Here is a 3,932-nt window from a genome sequence, read left to right on the forward strand (position 1 = left end):
GGTCGGGCAGGGCCGGGCAGGTGGCGTCGGCCTCGCCGGACGGACGGCGCGGGACGGTGCCGTCGGTGAGGTAGGCCGCCAGGTGCCGGTCGAGGCACGTGTTGCCGGAGAGGGTGACGCCGTGGTTGCCGCCGCCCTCCTCGACCACCAGCGAGGAGCCGCGCAGCAGGCGGTGCGTGCGGACCGCCCCGGCGTACGGCGTCGCCGCGTCCCCGGTCGCCTGGAAGATCAGCACCGGCGGGGCCTGGTGGTTGGTGACGTCCATGGGCCGCCGCAGGCCCTGCGTGGGCCAGAAGGCGCACGGCGCGTTGTACCAGGCGTTGCTCCAGGTCATGAAGTGCGCCTTCTCGTGCACCGCCCAGTTGTCGGCGCGCCACCGCCCCCAGTCCCGGGGCCAGCGCGCGTCGCGGCACATCACCGCCGTGTAGACGCTGTAGCCGTTGTCCCCGGCGGCGTCCACCGCGCCGACCGTCCGGTAGGCCTCCACCAGCGGCGCGGCCTGCTTCTTCACCGCGTACGCGGAGAACACCCGGGCCAGCAGCGGCCAGTAGCCGTTGTGGTAGCCGCCCGGGAGGAAGAGGTCCTCCAGCTCTGCCGGGCCGACCACACCCTGGGCGGGCTTCGCGGCGACCGCGGCGCGCATCGCGTACCACTTCGCCTCGACCCGGGCGGCGTCGGCGCCGAGCCCGTACACGGCGTCGTGCCGCGCCACCCAGGTCATGAAGGCGCGGTGCCGGTCCTCGAAGGCGATGTCCTGCTGGAGGTTGTTCTCGTACCAGATCCCGGTGGGGTCGACCACGGAGTCCAGCACCATTCGCCGCACCCGGTCGGGGTGCAGCTTGGCGTACACGGAGCCCAGGTAGGTGCCGTAGGAGTAGCCCAGGTAGTTGATCTTCTTCGCACCGAGCGCGCGCCGGATCACGTCGAGGTCCTTCGCCGCGCTCACCGTGTCGATGTAGGGCAGCAGGTCCCCGTGCTTCTTCCCGCAGGCGGCGGCGAAGGCCCGTGCGCGGTCGAGATTGACCTTCTCCAGCGCGGCGGTGGCCGGCACCGGGTCCGGGCGGACCGGGTCGGAGTAGCCGGGCACGCAGTTGAGCGCGGGCCGTGACTTCCCGACGCCCCGGGGGTCGAAGCCGACGACGTCATAGCGCCCGGCCACGGACGCGGGGAGCCCGGAGGCGACGAAGCGGGCGAGGTCCACCCCGCTGCCACCGGGACCGCCGGGATTGACCAGCAGCGGGCCGAGCGACTTCTTCGCGGTGTGCGGAACGCGGGAGAGGGCCAGGGTGATCTTCCGGCCGCCGGGGTCGGCGTGGTTCAGCGGCACCTTCACGGTGGCGCACTGGAGCCGGGGCGCGTCCTCGGTGGCGCACTTCTTCCAGCTGAGCCCCGGTGGGGCGGGCGCCGGCGCGGCCTGCGCCGGCGGTACGGCGGTCAGGGCCGAGGCCAGCGCGACGGCGGTGCCGCACAGGACGGCGACGCGTTTCTTCATCAGTCTCCCCGGGGTCGGCGGTCCGTGCGTGCCACGGCCCAGGGCGCATCGTGCCGTCGGCAAAGGGGCGGAAGAGCATGTTTCGAGGGAGATTGACCCCTTCGGGTCGCGACCGTGCCGCCGGGCGGGGCACCGGGTGGACGACGCGGAGTCCGGCCCGCGTCCCGCGGCGCGCGGCTGCACGTCCGGCGTGGAGCCCGCGGTCCGGTGTGCGGCTGAGCGACGGGCCCGCGTCCCACGGCGCGGAACCCGCGGCGTGCGTGCGGGCCGGTGACGGCGGGAGCGCGTCCATGGCCAGGCCGGTGCGGCACGGCCGGTGCGACGTGGAGTCCCGTGCGCCGTGGTCGGGTGTCCGGTCCGGAAGCTGCCGAGCGCCAGGCGGATCGGTCCCGGAATCCTCAGGGGGGCGCAGGGCCGTCCGGGCGCGGAGCTCGCCGCGTTCGCGGGCCCCGTGGCGCTTCCGCTCAGAGCAGCGAGAGCTGCACCGGGCCCTCCGCGTCGGCGGTGTCCCCGGCGGCCGGCCGGGCGGGACGGATGCGGCGGCGGGCCGCTCCGCCCTCGGGGCCGATGCCGTACTCGCGGGCCAGCTCGTGCACCTGGCGGGTGATCTGCCGCTGGTACCAGGTCGGCGCGTAGGCCCCGCCCGCGTACATCCGCTCGTAGCGGCCCACCAGCTCCGGGTGGTGCTCGGCCAGCCAGGCCATGTACCACTCGCGCGCCCCGGGCCGCAGGTGCAGCACCAGCGGGGTCACCGAGCTCGCGCCGGCCTCCGCGATCGCCCGCACCGTGGCGCGCAGCTGGTCGGGCCGGTCGCCGAGGAAGGGGATCACCGGGGCCATCAGGACCCCGCAGTCGATGCCGTGGTCGGCGAGCGTGCGGATCACGTCCAGCCGGCGCTCGGGCGCGGGCGTCCCGGGCTCGACGGTGCGCCACAGCTCCCGGTCGACGAAACCGACCGAGACGTTCACGCCCACGTCGGTGACCTCGGCCGCCTGCTCCAGCAGTTCGAGGTCGCGCAGGATGAGCGTGCCCTTGGTCAGGATGGAGAACGGGTTCGCGTGGTCGCGCAGCGCCGCGATGATCCCCGGCATCAGGCGGTAGCGGCCCTCGGCGCGCTGGTAGCAGTCGACGTTGGTGCCCATCGCGATGTGCTCGCCGTGCCAGGACCGGGAGGCCAGCTTGGCGCGCACCAGCTCGGGAGCGTTCAGCTTCACCACGATCTGCGAGTCGAAGCCGAGACCGGTGTCGAGGTCCAGGTAGCTGTGCGTCTTGCGGGCGAAGCAGTAGACGCAGGCGTGGGTGCAGCCGCGGTAGGGGTTCACCGTCCACTCGAACGGCATCCGGGACGCGCCCGGCACCCGGTTCACGATGGAGAGCGCCCTGATCTCGTGGAAGGTGACGCCGCGGAACTCCGGGGTGTCGAAGGTCCGGGTGGTCACCGAGTCCGCCCCGAACAGGGCGGGGTCCGTCTGCCCGGACTCCGGCGTGAGGTTCTCCCAGCGCATGCAGGCCTCGCTTCGGTCGTGTCGAACAGCGATAATAGAACACGTGTTCCCTTGATTGTGCGATCGGCACCTGGCGAGGTGTCCGGAGGGCGGCGTGCCGCCGATTTGGCGGGCGTGCGCGGGGGTGGTTTGCTGGCGCCGGACGTGCTGGATCCCCAGGAGCTGGAGGAAGCGATGGCGCAGGTGGAGGCCACGACCGAGCGGGTCGTCGCGGCGAACGCGCAGGAGGTGTACGCCGCTCTCGCGGACTACGAGGGCACGCGCGCCAAGCTGCTGCCCGAGCAGTACAGCGAGTACGAGGTGCGCGAGGGCGGCAAGGGCGCGGGCACCCTGGTGCACTGGAAGCTGCAGGCGACGAAGAAGCGGGTGCGGGACTGCCTCCTGGAGGTGACCGAGCCGTCCGCCGGGGAGCTCGCCGAGACGGACCGCAACTCCTCCATGGTCACCACCTGGCGGGTCACCCCGGCCGGCGAGGGCAGCTCGCGGGTCGTCGTCAGCACCGTCTGGAACGGGGCCGGCGGGATCGGCGGCTTCTTCGAGAAGACCTTCGCGCCCAAAGGGCTGGCCCGCATCCACGACGCCGTCCTCGCGCGGCTGGCCTCCGAGGTGGAGTGACCTCCGAGGTGGAGTGACCTTCGAGGTGGAGTGACCTCCGCCGAGGCGCGCACCACGGCGCCGTCCTCGGCCCGGCCGGGGTGACCCGGCCGGGCCGAACGGTCAACGGCCGCCCGCGGAAGCCCCGTTGCCCTCACCGTTTCGAGTGACTTGCGTAACCGGAATCCTTCGCTGCCGTTCGCCTGGTGACGTGCGACGAACGGGAGGGCGCAAGTGGGCGTGACGGGCGGGACCGCGCTGCTGCGGGACGAGGCCGGGCGGCGGGGCCGGACCGGGGCGCCGGCGCCGGGCGGCGAGGACACCCTCCCGCTCCCCGTGGC

At 73.7% G+C, this 3,932-nt stretch carries 3 protein-coding genes; 1 reads left to right on the forward strand and 2 read right to left on the reverse strand.

The genetic code is table 11. From position 1 onward, the window contains the following. Positions 1–1,492: alpha/beta hydrolase (locus tag ACOV8S_RS06040; RefSeq protein WP_448316506.1), on the reverse strand; the 1,492-nt coding region annotated here is incomplete at its 3' end. Between the two features lie 464 nt (positions 1,493–1,956). Beyond that, entirely contained in the window at positions 1,957–2,997 is a 1,041-nt protein-coding gene (locus ACOV8S_RS06045) for an Rv2578c family radical SAM protein (RefSeq protein ID WP_448316507.1), read from the reverse strand. A gap of 174 nt (positions 2,998–3,171) precedes the next feature. On the opposite strand from ACOV8S_RS06045, the gene ACOV8S_RS06050 reads away from it, so the two are divergent. Continuing rightward, positions 3,172–3,612, forward strand: coding sequence for an SRPBCC family protein (locus ACOV8S_RS06050; protein WP_382550665.1), 441 nt, complete (start codon positions 3,172–3,174; stop codon positions 3,610–3,612). The last annotated feature ends 320 nt before the right edge of the window (positions 3,613–3,932 follow it).

This window comes from Streptomyces sp. CO7 (assembly GCF_053474865.1).